11 protein-coding genes are annotated in these 22598 nt (G+C 48.1%); all 11 read right to left on the bottom strand.

The features are described 5' to 3' along the window. Positions 1-18: 18 nt before the first annotated feature. From NV381_RS08610 to NV381_RS08560, 11 genes are read right to left on the bottom strand one after another with little or no spacing between them, the layout of a single operon-like run. The gene (locus NV381_RS08610; protein ID WP_258213010.1) at positions 19-885 is read right to left on the bottom strand and encodes a carbohydrate ABC transporter permease; all 867 of its coding nucleotides are present in this window, start codon (positions 883-885) and stop codon (positions 19-21) included. Then, complete coding sequence (locus NV381_RS08605; protein ID WP_258212863.1) at positions 885-3152, bottom strand: DUF5696 domain-containing protein; 2268 nt, start codon at positions 3150-3152, stop codon at positions 885-887. Before NV381_RS08605 ends, NV381_RS08610 begins: the two co-directional genes overlap by 1 nt. Next, positions 3149-5281, bottom strand: coding sequence for a YIP1 family protein (locus tag NV381_RS08600; RefSeq protein ID WP_258212862.1), 2133 nt, complete (start codon positions 5279-5281; stop codon positions 3149-3151). The genes NV381_RS08605 and NV381_RS08600 overlap by 4 nt, the downstream gene beginning before the upstream one ends. Next, positions 5278-8427: a glycosyl hydrolase gene (locus NV381_RS08595; protein WP_258212861.1), complete on the bottom strand. Its 3150-nt coding sequence runs from the start codon at positions 8425-8427 to the stop codon at positions 5278-5280. The genes NV381_RS08600 and NV381_RS08595 overlap by 4 nt, the downstream gene beginning before the upstream one ends. A gap of 56 nt (positions 8428-8483) precedes the next feature. Further along, on the bottom strand, positions 8484-10529 hold the full coding sequence (locus NV381_RS08590; protein WP_258212860.1) for a beta-galactosidase: 2046 nt from the start codon (positions 10527-10529) through the stop codon (positions 8484-8486). Beyond that, positions 10526-13702 (bottom strand): glycoside hydrolase family 2 TIM barrel-domain containing protein, encoded by a 3177-nt coding sequence (locus tag NV381_RS08585; RefSeq protein ID WP_258212859.1) that lies wholly within the window; start codon positions 13700-13702, stop codon positions 10526-10528. The genes NV381_RS08590 and NV381_RS08585 overlap by 4 nt, the downstream gene beginning before the upstream one ends. A gap of 25 nt (positions 13703-13727) precedes the next feature. Next, complete coding sequence (locus NV381_RS08580; protein WP_258212858.1) at positions 13728-15851, bottom strand: hypothetical protein; 2124 nt, start codon at positions 15849-15851, stop codon at positions 13728-13730. Continuing rightward, positions 15800-18883 carry a glycoside hydrolase family 2 protein gene (locus NV381_RS08575; RefSeq protein WP_258212857.1) on the bottom strand — a complete coding sequence of 1028 codons (3084 nt, stop codon included), beginning with the start codon at positions 18881-18883 and terminating at the stop codon, positions 15800-15802. Before NV381_RS08575 ends, NV381_RS08580 begins: the two co-directional genes overlap by 52 nt. Continuing rightward, complete coding sequence (locus NV381_RS08570; protein WP_258212856.1) at positions 18870-20543, bottom strand: hypothetical protein; 1674 nt, start codon at positions 20541-20543, stop codon at positions 18870-18872. Before NV381_RS08570 ends, NV381_RS08575 begins: the two co-directional genes overlap by 14 nt. Then, positions 20533-21408, bottom strand: coding sequence for a sugar phosphate isomerase/epimerase family protein (locus NV381_RS08565; RefSeq protein WP_258212855.1), 876 nt, complete (start codon positions 21406-21408; stop codon positions 20533-20535). The genes NV381_RS08570 and NV381_RS08565 overlap by 11 nt, the downstream gene beginning before the upstream one ends. Next, positions 21408-22502 (bottom strand): Gfo/Idh/MocA family protein, encoded by a 1095-nt coding sequence (locus tag NV381_RS08560; RefSeq protein WP_258212854.1) that lies wholly within the window; start codon positions 22500-22502, stop codon positions 21408-21410. Before NV381_RS08560 ends, NV381_RS08565 begins: the two co-directional genes overlap by 1 nt. Positions 22503-22598: the final 96 nt, after the last annotated feature.

The raw sequence follows: 22598 nt of genomic DNA, 5'->3' as shown, positions 1-22598 counted from the left end.
AACATATGCTTCTGCCTATTAGCTGGTTTGTCTTTGCGATCTGGTAGCTCTATGGAAAACAATGAAGATGATGGCCAGGAAGAAGCTGATAATGAGAAAATAGATCCAGATTAGCGCACTGTACTGTCCATACTCGCTGTCTCTGACCCTTTGCAAAATAGGGTTTGTCGGAAAAGTGAATAGATCGACTACCGTATAAATTAAGTTCAGGAAAATAAACGGAGTCATGGCCGGAAGCGTAATTTTCCAAAAGGTTTCCCATGGTCCTGCACCATCGATCCGCGCCGCCTCATATGCAGAATTCGATATCGTCTGTCTTCCGCCGAGGAAGATCAGGATTTGTACCCCGGAATACCAAAGGATCAATACGAAGGAGTCGAGAATCCCAACCAACGGGCCCGACCAAGTCGCCGAGAGATTGGCCTTAATAAGTCCCGAAACGTTATATTTGGACATGAAACCAAGATCGCCTTCCCCCTGTGTCAAAAATTCCTTAACAACCTCACCGGTCGAAAGAATAACGGGAAGAAAGAATACGGCGCGAAAAAAGGTACGGCCAGCAAAATTTTGATTCAGTATAATCGCAATCATCAATGCAAAAAGCACGATAATCGGAATCATAAACAAAGCCTGCCTTAGAAATGGCAATAAATCATTGTACAAAATGCTCCCATTTTCAAACAGGATATATTGGTAATGAGTCCATCCCACATATTGAGTCGTCGTTCTTGTTGCCGTAATGGTTACCTTCTGAAAGCTCATAAACAAGGAATAGCCTATAGGGAAGGCCATGAATATGAGAAATCCAATAAACCATGGCGCTATGAAGATCATTCCTTCGAGGTACTCGGAGAAGGACGAACGAAGCCTTATATTTCTTTTCATCATTTAGCCCCTCCTCCCTGAATAACAATGAAGCTTTGTGCAGGCACATCTAGACCCTCGTCACGGTACGGCTCCAGATTATAATTGACTACAATGCGCTTTCCATTGGCATAGGTCGTTTCCTTTACATTATCCGCCAACGTTTTATGATTACTGATGAATTGGCTTTGCACATCGCCGAGCGCATCGTTATATTGCTTATACTGTTCTGCGGCGAATGATACCCAGTTCGGAAAGTAAGTATTATAATAGCGAATTCCATAGGCATTCACATAATCTTTGGTTTCGGCCCTGGTAAATATGAACGAAGGAACAGCGCCGTATTCGATATCGCGTAAAAAGTCCTTCACATCCTCCTGCCGATTGTTCGCATATTCAGAGGAATAAGTGATTAAGCCATGGGCTGCGATCTGGGCGAATGGCACTGCTTCATCCGTGAACAGATCATAGGAATGATCATAAATCATCGTTTGAATGTGATTAATATAAGGCAAAGCGTAGAAATTAGAGCTTTTCCCTTGTACACCGCCGAGCTCTTCCTTAATATTTTTCAATATTCGTTCCTGCGTATTTCTCGCTTCATTTCTGGGAGAGCCATAGCTCGTGTTATAGTCGCTGAACAATCGCTGTCCCGTACGATTAACGGCTAGTCCGTCAACACCCATTTCTTTATACAACTTTAAATCCTTCTTCACCGATGCTTCGTTAAATTTCTCGCTAACCATCGGTACCCTTGAATTGTTGTACAGCAAGCCAAGGGTTATATTGCGTCCTGCCAAATTGGTCATAGCATGGAACTTCCCGTCGAAGCCGCCGCCCCCTGTGTTGTTCGCTGCATACTCCGTGTCCAAATAAACGCGGAACTTTGAGCGATGCGCATGATCAATGAACGCTTTCATCCCGCTGTTTCCACCGATGCTTGAATCAACGGGCAATGTCTTACCAAAGGAGCTGTAGCCGCCATCCTGCCAACCCATATAAGTGAGCGACATATTTTTTACCCCTTTGTTCTCCAGGGAAGTAATCATTTGCGTGGCATCGCTTGTATTGGTTAAGTTCAAATAGCGGTCACTGACTACCCCCTTCTCCTGATCTCCGCCAATAATATCCACATGCATAGGCAGGTTCGGCTCAGCAGCAGGCAGCTGCTTCAACCCCTTCTCGCTCATTAAGTAATCCCGATAAGTTTGAGCCATTCCTACATAATCCGCTTTCTTATTGTCCAAAAGATAGTAGCGCACAACACGGTCGCTGCCGAACAGCTCATCCTTGTTATAGGCGGCAAATCCCCATTCATCCGGAGAATTCCGGCTTGTGAACTGAAGAAAGCTCGCGCGGAAATTCATTTGTGCGGTGACCCAGTTATAGTTGCTCAAGACTCCTGAAGGAGAGGCGACGATTTCAGCATACTCCTCACCTTTATCCAGTACGGCCACGAAAGCCTTGGAGTCCGCCTTCATACCGAATACCGGCATCATAATGCGGTTCCGGTTGTTGTTCATGCCTCCGAAGGCATTATCCTGTCCATACACGCTTTCATCGTACAGCTTGTTCACATTCAACTGGTTTTCCTTGAACCGTATCAATGCTCCGGCTCCATCCGGTATGAGCATATACCCATCCTGGCCAGCGGAATAATCGGCCCCGAGGAATGGAAACAGCCTCACCCATATAAGCCCCATGTTGGATTCTTTAATGCCCTCGCGTACGATTTTGGTCTCAACATAATTATTCTCTACTTTAACCTGTACGGGAATGGTAAATCCGGATGCAGGCAGCTCATAGATCAGAGAGAATCCTCCGGGAATCATTTGAACATCCTTCACGCGCCCACCTTCTGCGGCAAAGTTCGTTTCCTTCGCTTGCAGAATCGTTTTCGAAAAATCTACATACTGAACCATGAGCGGTGAGCTCAAATGCTTCTTCCAATTCTCCGAGATCGTTTCCTGGCTCCAATATTGCGGATTCGGGTACGAACGATACACGTTGCCATTCCTTTTATCTTCCACAATAAAATGTCCTGTTTTCTCATCCATATTTAATCGGAGAGCATCACTTTCCGCCACTTTTTTAAAATCGCTCTCTTGAGGCAATTGAGCCGGAACGCCTTTCGCAGCTCCTGAATCATTCTGTACCGGTGCGAAGGTACGCTCCTTTTGATCAGCCTTGAATTCGAACTTCGCTTGGGTGACGAAAAGCAGGACAACGGCCAAGAGTAAGACGGTAACATAGGTTACAGGTTTATTTAGCTTGTTTATCCATATCATCTTAAAATCAACTCCTGGCCCATTTCATAAAATAAGGATATCAAATCGTTAGTCAAGCCGGCCGTAACAAAGATTAGTACACCGATAACGAGCATCGTGCACAACGTAAGAAGAATGTTCAATGCGGTCTCGCCTACGCTGTAATTATGAATGCATTGAATTTTCCAGAACATAAGCAAGCCAATCCAAACCATCATTCCATTGGCTACAAAGCTGTACATGGATGACTCGTTCAACGTCATGAAGTTGGAAATAACAGCTAACGGAATGCCAACGACTATATAAGGAACCAATGCATAAGCGCTGCCGATAAAAATATCTCTAAACCGTCCCTCACCGCGATAGATCGAGCTCACCAGGTAGTTGGAAATGATCCAGGCAAGCCATACAATGAAAAACTGCGTGAAGATAGAGTAAATATCGATGGAGGTCGCTGCATTAAAGGAAAAACTCGTGACGATATCCTTAACCAATAAAGCCCCATACACGGCAAGCAAAATGAGCACGGCACTTAGGTAGCTTCCTTTACCCTCATAGCGTACCGCCACAAACCCATCCAGCGGATGCTTCAAAGTGTAAATAGCATGCCGGAAATTAGCTATAAACTGAGCTTTTGACTTCTGATTCCGATTGCGCAGGCGACTTCGAAACGCGCTCTTGCTAGTCAGCTTATCAAGCACAAACCATAAAATCCCTCCGAATAAAAGGATGCTCGCTATCCAGGAGAAATTCGTTTGGAACCATTGCATCCGGATTTGCCAATAGGCATTGGAATAGCCTTGCTGATCCCCCGCTTCTTTAAACAGCCTTCTGGCGTCCTCATACTGCTCTTTTTTGAAAGCTGATTTGGCTAAACCAAGAATAGCGGGCGTGAACTGCGCATTCATGCGAAGTACATCCTGCCAAGGCTTTTCCCCAGCCTCATAATAACCGGCAAGGGTTTGTTGATTCGCTTGATCCACCTTTTGCCCAAACTCCGATAAGCGGAATACTTGGACAATATTTTCCTGATCGTCAAGAACGAATAATTCATTCCTTGAGTTCACATCCAGGGCGACCGGGCTTTTCAGCAAGCCAACCTGCGAGGAGCCTACGGCTGAGGGACCTCCCCAGAAATATAAAAGATTGCCTGACGCATCATAATTGCTAATATATTTGAACTGCTGGTCCACCACGATCATATTACCGTTCTGGTCAACCGCTATATCGATCAGCTGAGGAATACTCGCACCGGTTTTACTAAGACCCGGCTGAGCATCGATAGCACGGTATTCGCCGAATGATTTCTGGGAGCTGCGTAGCAGATTATCCCCTTTAATATTCAACTTCTTTAATTGGTCAATTTTGGCCGTTCCGCCAGTGACCGTGTAAATATAACCATTTTTATCCGTGGCGACACTGTTTATCGTTTCCGGTCTTTTTGCTACTTCATTGGCATACATTTCCTTCGTGTATAATCCTCGTTTTAATGCATCCAGCGGAGAAAGCGCCGTTTTGTTGGCCCCGAAGAAGCCCTGAAACTTGCCGTTCGGATCAAGCAGCATCAGCCCTTCGTATCCGCCGCGGATCGCGATGTACAGGAAGTCGCGCTCATCCACCATCACTTTGCCTGGCTCGAAAACGAATGTATCGGCGATAAATCGAGATTCCGGCCGCTTAAATTCCTTCAGGAGCTTGCCGTTTTTGTCCAGCTGGAGCACCCGCTTGTTGCCTGTATCCGCAATATAAATATCTCCGTCCTTGGTCACAAAGACGCCTTCGGGCTTGGAAAGCGGGCTTTCCGGTAATGTAATGTACCTAAGCAGCTTGCCTTTTTCATTCATATGGACAATTCGGTTATTACCTGAATCGGCAATATAAATCTCATTGTTCTTATCCACGAATATATCCTTCGGATTTTTCATGGATGATTTCATTTTCACTTGGGGTTTAGCCGGATCCGGTACATATAAATCCTGACCAATAACACCGATCGGATAATAAGCCGGTTGAAGCCAAATCAGGTTGCCATAGCTGTCTTTAGTAAAAGTAGAATATTTAACTGCAGCGTCAACAGTTCCAGGCAGCAGCAGTGCAGTACACAAGATGAGTAAAGCAAGGGACTGCTTCCACCCGTATCTTATTTTCATGCTCGAACCTCCGTTTCTACATTCAATCGGTACAATTTGATTGGGTCGAACAATCCGTATGGAAGCAATCGATACTCAGGTGTGTAATCGCTGCCCGTTTTGCGGAACGATGCCCAGCTTGTTGTTGAAGGCTCCCCGGACCGATGATGGAACGGACCCAGCATATTACGAGGGCTTCCCATCACTTCGATATCTATCCGATTCTCTCCATCTTGAAGATGCTCTGTCAGATCAAGGAGATTAGCAGCCCTCCAAGGCACATGCCCTGCCAGATGTCCGTTAACCTTGACTTCCACCATAACCGCAGAATAGCCTTGAAGCTCCAGTAAAGTCCGAGCTTTCGTTACAGCTGGGTTCTGTCCCGGCAGGTTGAAATGGTAAATCATGCTGCCGCAATAATGGAAATAACCTTGCGTACACCAATCGCCTAATTCCAGCGTCTCTCGTTCCGCTACAATCTTCCTGTCGAGATCCACCCCGAAGTCACCAATGATATATATATCCTCTACTTCCATTCGATTATGGTAGCTGCAGGATAAAACCAGTTCATTACGTCCTTCCATTAATCCAGAGAGTGGAATTTTATCGAACGACCGGTCGAGGAACCATCCATCCGGTTGATTAAGCACAGCAGCACCATTCATTGTTATTTCATAGTATTCTGCAGATTCCACTACCAGATGAACCTGCTCCTGTGGTAATGCAGCAACATGGAAAGTAAATTTCAGCTGCACAGGAGCGCCATTCCCCGGATGCGGCTTGTTAATCCACTTGTATCGCTGCTCAAGACCATTGCCATACACCTGTCTCATACCCAGAGCATCTCGAATCTCTTTTTGTGCCAGCCACACATCAGCTTCTTCGGACCACTCCTGCTCATTAAGCCGATAATAGCAGGTGTCAAGAGTCAGCACATTGGGCATAGTGCGGGTAAACCCGCTGACCGTTTCCAGCTCCTGCATGGACTCACAGCATTCAACAGAATTTGAACCGGTTCCTTCAATAATCCCGATTGATCCGATCGTCGAATCATTCTCGCATATCGAAGCTTTATTCTTATCCAGTATGTATAATCTCGATTCTGCCGGTCCAAAATCTGCAGCGAAGTGTACATAGCCATCGTTTACGGCTGCTGCAACTGGCTGTGTACTGCCAGTCAGCGCTGCCCACTCTTCCAGGCATCCGCTGCCTTCCATCTTTATTTGAACCCGATGCGAGCCTTTACGATCATTGTTTACGACAAATAAAGTACGGCAATCATCCATCTCCCTAAGCATATATAGAAACTCGGGAGCCTCCTCCTTAGAGCCGGCATGGGTTACACTAACTCTCCGAGGGGATATATGAACCAAAGCCCCTATCGTTTCTTGAGCGTTTTGAGTTTGTGTAAGGTTAGGATGCTCATAGAGCCGAGATAGCAGATCTGTCGGCCTGCCTTCAAGCATGGATGCTCTCTCTCCAACCGCGATTATTTTCCCTCCTGCATCCAGGAAATCCAGCAGCAGCCGATAGGTGCTGTGCAGCATCGTCTTAATTGGCGGAATCACTACGACACTATATGCGGCGAGGTTTACAGCCAGCTTACTTCCCTGTATCGCTCCCGTTTCCGCCATGATCGTCTCATCGCCGAGATCAAAATCGTAATGCCCCTTAAGCAGCTTGCCGAGAAAAGAGTTGAATTCATGTCCGAATGTATTCGTAGCCGAGACATCCCTGTCCTTGCCCCTGGCCGGGAAGCCATAAGGTCCTGTACCGACCATACTCCACGCTGTGGAGGAGGGGTGCAGCACGAGAATATCCCGGACCGGGGTTCCCTCCGTCAAGATGGCCGATAGTCTGGCAAAATAATCTTCAACTACATGATTGTATTTCCACCAGCTTGTATTGTAGTTGAACACAGGAGGGTAATCCCGCTTCCGGCACCCTTTAATCGAGTAGAGCGCTAGATGCTGCGATCTCATATTAACTCCAAGGACATATTGGAAATCGCCAATCCATCTTTGCCCTTCGAACGTAAAGCCCCAGCCCGTACAGCCGTACGTTTCCGTAAGCACGAACTTTCTTCCGTATTGATTCGCTACGCTTGTGCATTGCTTCACAGTGATATATTCATTTGTTTGCTCATTCAGCATATCGATACCGGGAACCTGCTGAAAACGATAATTGGGCATAACAGCCCCACATACGCGGGTAGCTGTGCCCATATTGTTTTCCCATAGGTAATGGCCTGTAAAAGCGATTCCGTTGTCATCGCACCAATCGCCGAGCTGCTTGGAGTACGCTTCACTGAACCTTTCCGTGATCGTCCTCCAGTAATCATGGCGGGCTTGCGAGGAGTACTCCCCATTGAAGTACATGTAGGGGACGCTATCCAGAAGATCGTAGCCCCTTCGTTCTTGAAAAAACGACGGGAATGTCCATGTCCACGGAATCCATCCCCGTCCTTCTGTGAACCTGCAATGACGGTCATGAATGCTCGGTTCATCAGTGAACACACCACGGATCGTTGTGCCAAACTGCCCTCCAACCTCTTGCTTGTAGGCTTCATAGGTGGTATCGATAAACGTCCGCACCGTATCCGGATTCAAATTATCTGGCGGCGCTTCGTTGTTAAACCATTCGCTGTATTCCGACACCTCCACTCGAAAAACGAGCAGTACTTCATCTTCATCCAACGTAGGCGCTTCGTTAATTGGCAGACGTTCACAGCGAATCAAACTTCTCTCATCGATGATTGCCTTAAACAAAGCAGCAGCATCCGCTATATTCCACGAATCCCCTGGATGGCACACCTCCATCGTCAACCCTTTGGCTCTATTGGCATCCCCGCCACTAGCCTGCACGAGCCCCCCTGCAAAGCCGGACGGCCAGCGGTCCTCATCATACAGCCATGCCTGCATACCAAGCCGTTCAGCAGTTTGAACGGCTGTCCGAACGTAATCCATCCATTCGCGGCCCATGTAATCGGTTTCCAAACCGTCTCGGGAATGGATGAAAAAACCGCCCATTCCCTGCTCCTTCATCTGTTCGATTTGCCGCACTAGCTCTTCCTCTTGCAGGTCATCATTCCATGCCCAGAATGGAGCAGACCTATATTCAACCGATGGCTGTTCGAATTTACTGCGCAGCTGCTCGCTTCCACTCATGAGCAATCGCCTCCTTCTGAGAACCTGCCTGACAACATCTGCCGGTTCTCTTATATTTACTTCTTAAGAATCATGACCTGCTTCGGTTGGAGCTCTATATCGCCTTGTACGTTGACACCGCTTAGAAGCTCCAACTGCTCGTGCTCGCCAACAGGTAGCGTTTGAACCTGATCGCTGTGATTCAGCAGGAAGGTGAAGCGAACGCCATCTTTCTCACGTTGGGTAACCTCTACTCCAACTGGAGCCTTCATCAACGGATAGATGCCTGCGTGATGGCATAACGCCTTCAGCCAATGCCGTTTAAATTCAGCGCTGGGATCGGTGGCTGCATACCAAGCTTCCCCCTTACCGTACCTGTGGCGTGTCAAAGCAGGAGCCCCGCTGTAATAATCGCTGCCAAATACAGCTACGGCTTCTGCTCCCTCCAGATGAACAACCTCGCAGGCCAGCCTGCATTCATAGGATTCTTGTTCCTGTAATTGCCCTAACGGCTGCTGCATGATCATTTGGTTCGTCTGATTCGGAAACATGGCATCGATCTCTTCCACCCAGATCCCGAGAAGCCTGCGAAGCTCTCCTGGATAGCCGCCCGGAATAACCTTATCGTTCGTATCTACAATCCCGCTGTAGAAACCGGTCACGAACGTTCCGCCATTCTCCACATATCGTTCCAGCTTCTCAGCATATGCGGGCTTCGTCATATACAAGAAAGGCGCCAGCACCAAATCATAGGAGCTTAAGTCCGTATCCACATGGATCAGATCGACCTGGATCTGGTTGTCATACAAGGCGTCATAATAGCTTTGAACTTGATCCAAATATTTAAAATGAACCGAAGGCCCTCCACCGAGCTCGACTGCCCACCAATTATCCCAGTCAAACAAAATGCCAACCTTGCTTGCTACACGCGAATCCAGCATTTGATCGCCTAGCTGCTGCAGCTCCTTGCCGAGCTCTGCGCATTCCCTAAATACTCGCGTATGCTCGTGACCCGCATGATCGATAACGGCTCCATGGAATTTCTCATAAGCGCCGAGCGAGCGACGAAGCTGAAAGAACATAACCGATTCTGCACCGCGGGCTATCGCTTGATAGCTTCTAAGCCTCATCACGCCGGGGCGCTTCGTAGGGTTAACCGTTTTCCAGTTAATAACGCCTGGACTTTGCTCCATCAGCATGAAAGGAGCTCCGTTCTTCAAGCTGCGCATCAGATCGTACCTCATGGCCATATAGCTCTCCGGGGTATGATTCTCGATATAAATATCAAGCGCCGCAATGTCCAGGTAAGGCGCCCATTTGAAATAATCAAGCGGCTTGTAGGTCCCATTGCCTTGAAAATTGGTCGTTACGATTGCATCCGGTATGATCTGTTTGATCGCGTTGTATTCAATTAGATAGCTGTCCAGCCAGCTGTCGGAATTAAACCGGAAGAAATCAAGCGTAATTCCTTGAAAAGCGGTCTGATCGGAATTACCACCAGATAAGCCTTCAGTTAGCGCACTTGGCAGAACGATTTCTTCCCAGTCATAGAAGGTGTGACCCCAAAACTTGGTGTACCAAGCCTGATTCAGCTGTTCTATCGTGCCGTACCGCTTTCTTAGCCAATCCCGAAATGCTCTCTCGCAATTATCGCAAAAGCAGCGGTTTCCTATCTCATTGTTAACGTGCCAGAGCAGCAAAGCAGGATGATCCTTATAGCGTTCCGCCAGCTTTCTGGCCATTAATCCGCCATAGTGGCGGAAGGTAGGACTGTTCGGACAGGAGTTATGCCTCCGTCCGAATTTCCTCCTCTTCCCGTCCGAGGTCACGGTTAGTACATCCGGATATTTCCTTGCCATCCATGCCGGATGTGCTGCTGTGCTGGTGCCCATGCATACGCGTACACCATTCTCCTGAAGCTTGTTCATCACTTCATCGAGCCATTCGAAGTTATAAGTATCTTCATCCGGCTGATTCAAGGCCCAAGCGAACACATTAATAGTAGCTATGTCAATTCCACCCAGCTGAAACAGCCGCATGTCTTCATTCCAAATGTCCTTAGGAAACTGCTCCGGATTATAATCGCCGCCGAACATCATCTTTGGAAATTTACGGCTGATCATATCCCTACCTCCTGTTTCCTTATCGAAGTCTTCAGCATCGGCTCATTTACGTTTGAAGCCTCAGCAATTGTTTCCAGCTGCTGTCTGCTTAATTTCATAGGCGAATGATCCCTTGTAGAGAATGGCTTCAATCGCAGTGAAAACGTAGTATCTTGCGGTTTCAACAAATATTTATCAAGTGGTGGAGCTTCCCCGCAGCTATGATTTCCTATTGGAGATTGGGCGTAATCCATATTTATGAAGGTTTCAGCCTGCCGCTGCAAATCGTACGTATGCTTCGCTTTCGTTAAATTTTCAGTCGAATAATGGCTTACACTCACATCCAGCCGTGGCATACCGCCAATGAATAATCCTGTTCCGAGCTTATTAGTCACAGATGCCCAACGGGTATCCGTCTTATTGCCATTTTCCTGCGGCATAATATACGGAACGAATTGGTCCTGCACGGAACCGCTGTATACCCCGAGCCGCCCGCTCTCTTTCCGGTCGATGTAACATTCGTGAGGCCCTAACCCGAACCATGAGAATTGATCGAATCCACCAGGCATCGTCATCTGCAAGCCCAGCCGAGGCAGCGGAGGCAAGCCCTCTCTCGGTACAACACGAGTGGTGATAAGAACATCACCGGAGCCATAAACCGTATAGGTCATCCAGACTGTAAAGGCATTCCCCAAGGCAGTTGCTCCAATTGTTGACTTGATCAGCACTTGGACAGCAGAACGGTGATAAGGATGGACTGAAAACTGATGCATGCGATGATTCAGCCGGTCATAACCAAACGTCTTCCATTCCTTGGATTGGCGATTGTCATTATCGATCGTTGCCCTCCACAGCTGAACCTTAGGGCCGCCAGCCAAAAGCGGTACGCCGTTATAATCGAAGGAGGTCATAACCCCTCTCCTTTTATCAAAGCTAATAGAAAAATCATTTCCGTAAAGGTGAACCCCTGTATTCGTCTCAACCGTTTGGAGCCGGGGCATAGAATCCAGTCTTACGGTTCTCCCGGCAGTCTTCCGTTCCGCAGCAGCCAGCGGCAAGTCGACCCAAGCAATCTCAAAGCCTCGCGGAGCCCAGCTTACCGCTTCACGTAAGGTGAAACGGATATGCAGCCAGCATTCTCCTTGAAGTCGGGCTAATTCCTTCGTCCAAGGAATCGTAACAGCAGCATGTTCACCAGCCGGCACATCCAGCTCAGATAGTATCCCTTGCTCTACAATCTCCCCATCGCATATTAGCGACCAAGAAGCTTCCAAATGCTCCAAGGTTCTGAAATCATAGCGGTTACAAATGGTCACAGTTCCGGAGTGTATATCGCTAAGCTCTATTACGACCGGTTGAATGACCTTTTTCAACTCCATAATCGAAGCTTTAACTGTACGGTCCGGAAACAGCAATCCATCTATGCAGAAATGTCCGCTATTCGGATGATCGTTGAAATCACCCCCATAGGCATACCATTCCTCACCTGACTCCAGCTTCTGCACAATACCGTGATCCGTCCACTCCCAGATCAAACCGCCCAGCAGCCGCTTATATTTATAAATAGCATCCCAGTAGTCCTTCAGATTGCCTACGGAATTTCCCATAGCATGCCCGAATTCGCACATCAGGTATGGCCGGGGATCATCCTTCTCCCCTTCTTCGATCAACGCTTCCAGGGACGGATACATCGAACTGACGACATCAACGACCGGTGCGTCTTTAGCGCGTTCATAATGGATCGGACGAGTTGGGTCAGCCTTGCGCATCCATTCAGCCATCGCATCATGGTTAGGCCCATAGCCCGATTCATTTCCGAGTGACCAAATAATGACGGATGGGTGGTTCTTATCCCTTTCCACCATGCGAACCGCACGGTCAAGGAATGCCTGCCTCCACTCGGGCTGCTCGGCCAGATAGCTCTCATTTTCGATAAAATGGCAGCCGTGGGTTTCCAAATCCGCTTCATCAACAACATACAATCCATATCGATCGCATAAATCGAGCCAACGTGTATCATTCGGATAATGGGATAAGCGTACAGTATTCATATTGTGCTGCTTCATCAATCGAATATCCTCGATCATCGACTCGTAAGGTGTCGTAAACCCGAGTTCCGGGTGGAACTCATTGCGGTTAACCCCCTTCAAGATAACGGATTTTCCGTTGACAAAAAGCTGTCCATCCCGGATCGCGATATCCCGAAAGCCTACCGACACACTTCCAACCTCAAGCACATTCCCTTGCTCATCCTCAAGGCTCACAACGAGTGCATATAAATTAGGCTCCTCGGCCGACCATTGACGTGGATTCATAACGGGAATATCCATACTTAGCGTCTGTTCTTCATTGGAGTTAAGCTGAATGCCATTTCCGACTGCGCTTTCATAAACCGTTTGCCGCTCATCATCCAGCAACATCAGCTTCACTAGATGCGGCCCAGCTTGAGCAGAATCAGCATAATTTCGCACATGAAGTTTGACCCCAAGCTCGGCATCCTGACGATTTTCGCTAAACTGTGTTTGTACCGCAATATCCCGAATATGGACATCCGGCGTTGCTTTCACATAAACATCCTTAAATATGCCGCTTAACCGCCATTTATCCTGATCCTCCAGATAGGTTCCATCGCTCCATTGGTATACTTGAACAGCAATCGTATTCTCTCCAGGCTGCAGCAGCGAGGTCACTCTGAATTCAGAATGCAGATGACTGCCCTGTCCGTACCCTGCAAATTGCCCGTTAATCCAAACGTGAAAAGCCGAGTCGACCCCTTCAAATACAAGAAACACTTGGCGGTTATCCCAGGAATGAGGCAGGCCAAAGCTTCTACGGTAACAGCCTACCGGATTATCATTAGGTACATAAGGCGGATCAATGGGAAAAGGATAATAGCTGCTGGAATAATGAGGGCGGCCATATCCGTGCATCTGCCAATTGCCGGGAACCGGTATCGTATTCCAGTCGTTTACCGCATAAGAAGCTTCATAAAAATTCGCAGGAGCCTTATCAGGGCTATCCGCGTAATAAAATTTCCAATTGCCGTTCAACGACTGGAAAAAAGGCGATGCAGCCCTTTCATTGTCCAGAGCCGTCTCCATATCCTCATACGAAATAAATCCGGCATGCGGCGGCTCTGTATGCCGTCCTAATACCTCTATATTTTCCCAATCCGGAATTGTCCTGCTGTTCACGTGGTTTGTCCCCCCTCTTGATCCATCATTCTATTTCCTCCTGAAAGCGCAGGGCATTATGCAAAACAGTGGCTATAACCCAAGACGGATTCCACTTGTTGCTATGCCCTCGGTGATGCCACCGGGTTTGAAAGAAGCCTTCTCCCTGTTCGCCAATAACGGTGAAGCTCCAATCGCCCTGCTCCCTGCATATTCCCTGCCCCATAGCATCGAATGATAGTTGGCCTATACGCTCATATTGCCGCTTGCCCGTTAACCTGCCGAACTTCCATAACTCATAAGTCGGGAAGAACACATCCAAATGATGGTTCTGCACACTTACCGTGGGCCATCCTATAGCGTTAAAATCGACTTCCTCGAACTTTGAGCCCTTATCATAAGCAGGCTTCCACATATATACAAAGGTAAGCAGCCAGTCTGCCGATAGCTCAGCCCATTCCCCATACTGCTGTTTGCTAGTCAAAATAAACAGCTCATATGCCGCCAGGAAAAAGTACATCCCCGCTTCCTTATCCTCGCATTTGGCATCCAGCGTAGAACGGGCAAATGGCCGTTCGAACGTCTCGGCATGCAGCTCATAGTAGCGCTGCATCGCAGCTTCAGCCGCTGCCAAATACAATTCATCTCCCAGCACCCGGTAAGCTTTAACAAGAGCAATTAAGCACGGAACCCCCGCTGCAGTAATCATCTCGTCAGCCGGAGTGCCGTCCATTAGCCATGCTGCCGGAAAGATGCCCGAGGTCAAGACCCCTGACACATAGAAATCGGCGGACTCGCGAATTGCTTCGACCCAGGAGGCAGGAATATCCCTGCCCTGATCCTGGAATAAAAGTACAATTTCAGCTAAATCAGCTATCGTCTCTCCGCTAGCCCTGCTCGCAATGACAGGCTGCTTATTCAAGCTGAAGTCATCCCATTGTCCATCTTCGATACGGTAAGAGCTCCGTCGTATACCTGGAAGATCCGTACGGCTCGCCCTCAAATAGAAGTCAACAGCCTGCTTGCAGCGGGAAATTCGCACCTCTTCCCCTTGAGCAAACCCTTGACGGGCATCACACCAGGCCAGCTTCAAGCATTGTCCCGTCCATCCATACATATAATGGAGCGGACGCTTGGACACATTGCCGAATGAATTGGAATCGCTAAATTTTACATATCCGGCTGCTCCCTCTTCATTCGTCCTCCATCGGTCATCCATCGCGTTTGTTTTGAGCTTAATGATTTCTTCCAGGGAAAGCGGCTTGGAGCCCTCCAGTTGGAATATGTCCAATCCTTTGCGAACGATTTCGCGGAAGCCTCTGCCCGGAGTGGAAATCGTCCCCCAGTCCAGCGTGTATTCCTTTGCCAACGTGAACCCGGGCATAAAGTCTAAATACCCGCCGCTATACGGCTCTGATTTACTTTTTCCCATATAGCAAATATCCTTGTCGCCATTAAACATCAACACTCCGCTCATAGCTGCAAGTACCGATCCGTTCTCCTCCTGAATCGCTCCGAGAGAACCATAATGAACGGTTCCATCCAAACCTTCCACATAAGCAGGAATCGATAATAAAGATAAATATCGAGACTCGCCAGCCTCCTTCCACTCTATATTCACGCAAGGAATCGGGAGCCGATGCTCTTCGACGATAACCCCTTTATGTTCGCCTGTGCCAAGCCTTGGAACAAGACGCTGCGGGTCGGAGGAAGGATTGTTATTATAAATCACACCGGGAATCGTTATGATTTCCTTCTCCCGCTTAGGCAAGCTGAACTGTATTCCTGCAGCGACATCATGCAAAGTCTGATCCGTCGTGTTTGTCCAAGCAACATGCAATTTGAACGCATCCTGTTCATCGAATAACAGCGCCATTGAGAAGCTCAGCGCTCCAAGAGTTCCGCTGATTTGAATCATCCGGTTGCTCATATGATTCGTATCGTTATTAGTCCCTCCATCATCCCGGGAAGAAACCTGCACATTCTGAAGTCCCGCAAGATCGGAACGCCAAGGCTTTCCGGAGGAATAAACTAACATATCATTCAAAAACCCCGAATAATAAGGTGTTTCCTTGCCTTCACTGAGTAGCGCCAGTTCGGGTCCCGCTTCACTAACCTTTAACTCAGCGCGTTGTTGCTTGGTTCTGCTAGCAATGGCGTACAAGTGCATTCACTGTCGCCTCCTTTTTCCCCTAGTATCGAGATCAAGAAACGATCCAATGTAGGATTGAAGCCCAATCTGCCTGATAGAGGCAGGCAGGAGAAGAAAATCCGACCCTTTCCAAGCTTTTTCGAGCCTACCAAAGGCAGCTTGCGCTTCCCGTTCAGCTCACCATTCGCGTGATAGGCAAATGCAATCGGCTCAATTCCATTACCTTGCAAATGGCAGTTGGAAATGCCCTCTATTCGGTCATTGGGCAAGTGATATAAATAAGATAGATCATCCGGCTTCATCCAGCTTAGAAGCGGATTATCCGTATCCACAGCAAGCGTGTAAATCTCACGGAGCTTGGACGTCTGAACCGTTGTTTCCCCAATATCCCAAGGCTCCGAATCGAAACGATTTAGAATAAATAAAGCGGTAGCACCGTTGCGTATCTTTTCAAGAATAGAGGTTTGATGACGAATAAATAGCTCTCTGGATGAAACTACTAACGTCCCATCCTGCTTCATTGATTCCTCGTAAGGCTCTCTGTCCACTTCCAGAAGCGAACCAAGCAGCTCGGATTCCGCATCCATGTAGATAACTTTATCCGGTTTCTCGTTATTTGCCTTAACAAACGTTTCGAAAGTAAATCGTTCCGTGCTTATAACCTCTCCAGCTTCATTCAATAAGCAGGCATCCACATGCAGGCTCTGTCTATCCTGAACCATAGGCACGGAGAAACGGATCGTCCCCGCATATTGAGAGGTTGCCGCCGAAAGCGCACCGGTAATTTCAAAATTGCCGTAATCCCGATTATCGTCACGAAGCGTGGCCACAACACGGCAATTCTCATATTCCTTAGCCGTATCATTCAGCAGCCAAGCTTCTATCTCCATCGTTTCCCCAACATATACCTTCCACCTGTCACCTCTTAAATGAATGCGAACCGGCTCCAAACAATGCTTATAGGTGAAGTAAGCTGGCTTCGGTATTCGGTCGGCTCCTACGAGAGCCTTCATCCAGCCGGAGGGCCATGCATCAATCAGGAGATGAATAGCTGTGGAAACTACGCGATCCGCCCTTCTGCGCCAAGCATCGGTCATCAGCTTGGTCGCCAAGCATTGATGCTTCTGACTGGCTTCAATCCAGCTGTGAATCGTTTGCTGCTCGGTGTACCAATCCCCATGGTGAGCATAGGTTTGCGCTCCGTTAATGCGGTTTGGCATCCATGCAGCCGATTCATTGTCCGGAAGCCACTCTTCAGGATAGCGGCTTATCATCAGCTCGTAGTTGTCCAAGCCTTCCGTTCCGTATTCACCGCAGCCGGCCTTCCACTCCTCTCTGATCGGAGGAAGAAAGCCTTTGTACATTTTTCCAACAGATATGCCATTGTTCGTATACCACATGTTATAGCAATGAAAATCAGGCAGCCCTTCACGTGTCGGCGGATTGTAATCCCCATCTGCATTTTTGACTACCCGATCTGGATTTTCGACAAAAATCGCCTGTCTCGCTGCGACAAAAAAAGCTTCCAGCTCGTTACGGTGTAAATGTCTGTGTCCCTTGCGCCGTTTCTCCGTTCGCGACGGTTCATTAATCAGAGAAACAATTACCGAGGATGGATGACTGCGAATCAGTCGCTCCATGTCCCCAGCCTGCTTGATTCCTTCAACGAATTGATTGCGACGGATGAATCCGAATGTGGGCAGATCACATTGATGCATCATGCCCAGCATATCGAAATAATCATATATTTCCTCTTGAACAGGTCGTTGAGTAATCCGGTAAAAATTCATGTGAGCCAGCTTCGCTATCAAAATATCATCGATCAGTTGGTCAAAGTCATTCCTCATCACACATTGCTGCAGATGCCCCATCTCATTGGCGCCCCGTAAAATAATCGGTTCATTATTGAGATAAAGCGTACCTTTTGGCGTATTCTCCTCATCCATATGAAACTTTCTCATACCGAAATTGCGATCCAGAATATCCAGGCATTCTGACAAATTATTTACGCCAACACGTGCCACATATAAGAAAGGTTCTTCCGGCTTCCACAGCTTGAACTTCGGAAAATCAACCTTATAGCGATAATAATTGACTCCCGGTCCGGCATAGGACACATGAAACGACATGGGCCCAATTCCTGGCCCGCGGAAATTCCTCGGTATGACTTCGAGATTGAGCTCGAAATTCTCCAGCAGCCGGTTTGTTGTATTGACCACATCGACCCATACTTCTACAAAGTCTTCATCAATGTTCGGCCGAACGAACACATCCTGAATAAATAAGGGCTGCCGCTCTTCCAAATAGACACTGTTGTAGATCCCGGCTCCCGGTGGGCAATGATTCCAGCCGCTGTAGGGATCATCCCATCCAGGACCTGTAGCCGCATACATTTTATCCCCATCCAGCTTGGTGCCGCCTACCCCCATCATTGAGTAATCATTGCTGACTTCAATAACAAGCGTGTTATTCTCCTGTAAAAAATCAGTAACATCGAATTCAAACGGAGCAAAGAACCCTTCATGACTGCCGATACACTTGCGGTTTAAATATACGCTAGCTTTGTAATCGACCCCTTTAAATACGAGGTATACTCTCTTTCCATCTGGAATGGAGGCATAAGTGAATTCGTTCCTGTAAAATCCGGTCCATTTCCCATTCTCACCTGTTGGTCCCCGAAAATCAGGTACGGTTACCGATTCCCAATCCCCTTCCCCTTCCAATACACGTGTAAAATTGGCATCCTCTTGGGAATGATAGCGGAATTGAAATTGCTTGCAATGCTGCCGCTTGCGGCTCAAAGCAGGAGCAGGTGTTAAATTGGCCATGAACGGGCGGTATGTCTCACGCAGCAGCGCCAGATCTTCGTGAAAAAGGGCCATTTGTGCCTCGTATGGAAGCAGTGCGGCATTACCTGCCTTTTCCGATCCCGGAGTAAAATATTGTTTATCGTAAGCTGCAGGAGGAATCTCTCGCAGTTCGTCTTTATTTCCCGGATGCTCACGAAACGCGATTTCCGCGAACGGATCTTGATGCCTAGTTTGCTCCAATTAAATGCCCTCCTGTACCATAAAGTTCAAACTCAAGGGTGAAGCCTCGACTGTCCTTGGGTGACATTCTTACTTCTGTTGTGCCGAAACGCTGCATCCAGCAGCTGTCTTTTCCCAAGAATGGCTCCACAGCCTCCCTGACCCGACCCTCCAAAAAGTCATGAGTCACGATCCACAGGCCACGGCCCCTTTTTCCACTCGATAGCCATTCCTTCGGAAGGCTTGCAGGCAGCAGCCAATCAGCGATTACAACTACACTTCCATCATTTGCTCTTTGGATGACCGCCGCTAATGTATCTGATGAAAGAGAAGAGCCCCCCGCCACTATTAATTTGGGCTGGCCCAATCGTTCCGCGCTGACTTGCTCGTCATATACGAGAACATTATTAACGGGATAAAACAAAGGATGTATTCGATTCTCATCCTTACAAGGATAGCCGTTTGCCAGAGGAAATTGTTCAAGCGGTACTTCCCGCTTCAATTCATGTCTTGGGAAGCTATAACCCGGTATATGCATGCAACTGCCGTGGGCAGGTATCGTTCCTCGACTGAGAAGATGCCAAATTTGAAAAACGCTTTGTGAAGCCGCTGAACCGACCAGCTCCGAGCTGCCGAATAGTCTTTCATTCTGCCCGTAGTTGCTATCGTCCGAATGAATGATCACAATGTCTGGATCAGCCTGTGAATGATCCCAAGTTAATGGATGTTCGGGTACAAATTGGCCCGTAAACTGTTTCCATACCTCTCCAAATTCCGTCTTTTCGAATCCGCTGCCCGTATGCTTCAGAAGAACATCGATATTTTCGGTAAACAAATGGGTCGGCCCCATCAAATAACCGAGCTTCAAGGCTGATTCAAATTCTTGCGGAGAGTGACCTGGAAACCCGTGGAACCTTGTAAACCATTCTCCGGTATCGGGTCCCCACAAATCAGCGCATACCCACATCGCTCTTCCATACTGCTTAGCTGCGCCCAATGCGGTAGATAGCTGCAGCGACTGGAATGATTCCTTCATAATTTTGGGACACAGGTCCATACCTGCTTTGGCCAAAGTATGGAACTGGGTCGGAAACACTTGCTCCGAAATCAACGGTATGGACACATTGTTTAATTCAGCATTCATTAAGACGCTTCGAACATGTTCAACGCGTGAATGAACCGCATGCTCCACCTTATTGCGCGCTGCTTCCAATCGAAGCCCTTCTGTGCTCCCCCAATGGGGAAACCATCCGTCTTTGCGATATTGCCCGGCATTAATTTGCAAATGCTCGGGCTCGTCATACAGCAAACCGATACAGCGTCCAATGTGTCCAGCCTCCACGATCATTTCATCAGGCACGTCATAACGGTTCGTTCCTTCCACCCAAGGCCCGTTTATATTGCCATATTCATTGCCCAGACAAATATCCAATCCTGCACGCGCAACGTCTTCCAATACCGATGAATCCCCTTCGAACCCCGGAATCACATGGTGCACGTAAAAGTCTGCGTGTAGCTCCTTCAATATGTTTAGGAAAGCAGCCGGTTCAGGCTTCGGGTCCTGGGAAGGACAAACACTTCCTGTTCCCGTCCGCATCACGAGGTCTGAAGCATCCCCTGCCCATGAATCCTGCCAGGCAACGACTGGCCCTTGAATGCCTAATCTAGGTTTATGCGCCATAACTGTCCTTCACTTCCCTGCCTGTCTTTGCGTTCTCAAACGCTTGCTGAATCAGCGCTACACAATCCGTTATTTCCTCCGGCTTGGCATGCTCCAGAATTAACGGCACCTCCGGCATACAGCTGTCCAGATAGGCTGCGTATACATCCCAATTGGCTTGGCCTGCTCCCACCCGAGGGGTTGTAAAGCCCTCCTCGTTGTATAGAGAATCCTTCGCATGGGCAATCGGACTATATGGACCTATATGCTTAAAAACATGAGCCATGGCTTCTTCCTGCTTACTTAGATCCTCCTGCGTGAAGTAATTGAATGGGTCCATAATGATTCCCAAGCCTTCGCTGCCAAGCTGCTCGATGAGACAAGCCGCTTGATCCACAGTTGCAAGTACATTGAGGGCGAAGCCTTCCACCAGAAGAACGGCTCCGTTCTTTACCGCACGGTTGCGCAAGCGATCAACGATGGAGAGCAGCTGCTCCCATGCTTCAGGAGAGCGGTTTCCTTCGTAATCACGCCAAGCATTAGTCGGGTGAAGGCTGCCAGTCTCCGTAGCGATATACCTTGTTCCGTAAGCCGAACATAGGTCTATCATCTTCTCAAGCTGCGCAAGCTTATCCTCCCGTTTAGCGAGATTGGGATTCAGCAGGTTCGTATACCCGGATAAACCTATTATAGAAATGCCCTTATTTTCGAAAATAGTACGAAGCTTCTCAATACGAATCGGTGAAAAGGGTTCATCATCCATGATCTGAAACTTTTGCTTCGGATCCAACTGCATGTACTTCAGACCGTGCTTGCAAGCGTTTTCGGCTATATCCTCAGCAGACCAGCCCATATATACGTAGCTCATAAATCCAAGCTTATTCATTACTTATCGCATCCTTTCAGCACATCTGCTCTCTCCACCACACAGCCTTCTTCACTTGATGAGACCATGGCTGCAGTCATTGCTATGGTTTGCAGGTTATCTTCAGGCGTAACCGGCGGGAGTAAGCCTTGGTCAATAGAAGTAATAAACGCCAGCATCGATCCCGCGAATGCATCGGGAAACCAGCTTCCCTTGAGCTGAATCTCATGTACGACATTTTTATGCTTGTTTAGCGCCATATACAGTGTATCCTGCGTGCACCACACGCTTCCTTCTGTGCCATCCACCCACCAGGTGTTGCTGTGAGAGCGGTTTGCTTTGGCAATATTATTGAAATGCAGGCTTGCCATCAATGGATTACGCCCGCCCTTAGGGCCAAACTCTACGTTCGCTGAGTAGATCAGCGGATCTATCGCATTTTGCTGAGGCAGCTGGGCAGTTGTGCAATGTACCCTGGACCATTCCTGCTGCGGATTAGGGTTAAAATAACGGCATAAGTCCACATAATGAATACCGTGATCCACGATGTTAAAGTTTTTCATATTCGTCCACCATCGGCCCGCTTGATCCTGAAATGAACGCATATCATGGTGAATGCTGTAGATGTCGCCGATCAGATCCTGCTCCAGCACCAGCTTTAGCGCTTTATGTGCAGGAGCCCAACGGGCCTGCTGGTTTACTCCAAGCGTAATGCCAAGCCGATTCGCCTCAGATCCGAGCAGCTTGGCGTGATCCAGGCTAAGCGCAAGCGGCTTCTGGCATAGAACCGGCCGTGGTGCTATGCCGATCAGTTTGAGCACTTCCAGCCTTGGCTCGGGATGGATAGCCAAATCGATAACCGCGACATCCTCTCTTTCGAGCAATTCATTAACATTCGTTGTCCAAAACGGAATATTGAATCTTTCCGCTGTAGCACGCGCCGCCTCCTCGCTAACATCGCAGCAAGCAGCAATTTTTAATCCGTATTTCGTATAAGCAGGTAGATGTGCAGTATTGGCTATGCTTCCGCAGCCAATCATACCGATTCCATATTTGTTCACATCACTGATGTGCTGTTTTCTCGGCAAATAATGTTCAGGTCTAATAAATTCCATATTCTCACCTCTCTGATTTCTAGATTACACCAGCACAAAAAATCATGTATAGGTTGTTCATGCTTTTTTAAGGGATTATTGAACCACATTGCAGAA

The organism is Paenibacillus radicis (ex Xue et al. 2023) (genome assembly GCF_024722015.1).
In the GTDB taxonomy this organism is placed as follows: domain Bacteria; phylum Bacillota; class Bacilli; order Paenibacillales; family NBRC-103111; genus Paenibacillus_S.
The sequence above is the reverse complement of the archived record's forward strand: the minus strand, read 5'-3'. Positions and strand labels throughout refer to the sequence as shown.

Coding starts and splice junctions, on each gene's coding strand:
- NV381_RS08610 (WP_258213010.1), bottom strand. CDS start 885: ATGAAAAGAAATATAAGGCTTCGTTCGTCCTTCTCCGAGTACCTCGAA.
- NV381_RS08605 (WP_258212863.1), bottom strand. CDS start 3,152: ATGATATGGATAAACAAGCTAAATAAACCTGTAACCTATGTTACCGTC.
- NV381_RS08600 (WP_258212862.1), bottom strand. CDS start 5,281: ATGAAAATAAGATACGGGTGGAAGCAGTCCCTTGCTTTACTCATCTTG.
- NV381_RS08595 (WP_258212861.1), bottom strand. CDS start 8,427: ATGAGTGGAAGCGAGCAGCTGCGCAGTAAATTCGAACAGCCATCGGTT.
- NV381_RS08590 (WP_258212860.1), bottom strand. CDS start 10,529: ATGATCAGCCGTAAATTTCCAAAGATGATGTTCGGCGGCGATTATAAT.
- NV381_RS08580 (WP_258212858.1), bottom strand. CDS start 15,851: ATGCACTTGTACGCCATTGCTAGCAGAACCAAGCAACAACGCGCTGAG.
- NV381_RS08570 (WP_258212856.1), bottom strand. CDS start 20,543: ATGGCGCATAAACCTAGATTAGGCATTCAAGGGCCAGTCGTTGCCTGG.
- NV381_RS08565 (WP_258212855.1), bottom strand. CDS start 21,408: ATGAATAAGCTTGGATTTATGAGCTACGTATATATGGGCTGGTCTGCT.
- NV381_RS08560 (WP_258212854.1), bottom strand. CDS start 22,502: ATGGAATTTATTAGACCTGAACATTATTTGCCGAGAAAACAGCACATC.